Here is a 1,154-nt window from a genome sequence, read left to right on the forward strand (position 1 = left end):
AAGTCCCGCCGTTAAGATCGGTCGTCTCCAGAAACTCCTTGAAGCCGGAGGGCTCGGCGGAACTCAAAAAACCGAACACGCTCCGCTCATTCTGGGCAAACCGCGCTCTCGAGATCGGTCCGAGCAGAAGCGCGCTCACCGGGTTAAGAGGCCATGTCTGCTCAAGCGCTTCCGCGAGCACATCAACGTCCATCGGGCGGCGTTTGGCGACCGCTTCAGCAACAACGCGGGCGCCCGATGCATCACCACTCGGGCGCTCAGCGGCTATGGCCCGGCCAAGCAGCGCAACTGTTTCATCCGCACCCGAAAGAAATGCGATATCCTGGTAGCGGCCTTGAACCTTACGCCATTCCTGCCGCGCGTCACGCGCAGCACGCGCGGTGTACTGCTCAAACGACTGGTGGAGAATGCCGATGACGACTAAGCGGCCGCTGCTGCGCGACGCATGCTCGGCGAGATCCTGAAGCAGATGGACGTCGCCGCCTTCGAGTGCTTCGTGCTCAAGAAGCTTGCCGAGTTCGTCGAGGATGAGGAGGGTTCCGCTCGATGCGCCTTCGCCGCCCGCTATCAAAGCCTTGATAAGCCGATCATCGCTTGCTGCGAACTGTGATGCGGCGTCAGGCGACCAATCGAGCGCATTACGGGCGGATTCGACGATTGCGTCGCGGAGCCGTGTCCGGCTTCCGGTGAGGGCGACGACTTTCCACGCGCCGCTGGTTTCCGGGAACGCCTGATTGAACAGGGTCGAAAGGGGCTGCCCCGCAATATCTTGAGCAATTTTCCGGTTCTTCTTCGTGCCGGCCACGAGGTTTGCAAGCAGCAGGGCCGCACTCGACTTGCCGCCACCATAAGGACCGGTCCAAGTGTAAGCGCTTTGATGGTGGTCCCGCTGGCTCTCACCAAGAGTGCGCAGAGCTTTTGCGACGCTTGCCTGCAGAACGTATCCGACCAATGGCGGCGTGCCGTTCAGATCCGCATCGAGCCGGGCCGATCGCGCGAAACGGCGATCAATGGAAACTATACTGGAAAGCTTGCTCATGCTGCGATCTGACGGTCGGGCTTGCGTGGGTAGGCGAGAGAAAGAACCGTCGTCGGATCGAACTCGGACGTGCGCTGGATCTGGCGAAGACCGGCCGTGTCGACCCATTGCCAAG

Annotated in this window: 1 pseudogene; it reads right to left on the bottom strand. The window is 61.3% G+C overall.

From position 1 onward, the window contains the following. Positions 1-1,039: pseudogene (locus EOA38_RS37290) on the bottom strand (ATP-binding protein); the annotation flags it as partial. Positions 1,040-1,154: the final 115 nt, after the last annotated feature.

Source organism: Mesorhizobium sp. M1E.F.Ca.ET.041.01.1.1, from assembly GCF_003997355.1.
In the GTDB taxonomy this organism is placed as follows: Bacteria; Pseudomonadota; Alphaproteobacteria; order Rhizobiales; family Rhizobiaceae; genus Mesorhizobium.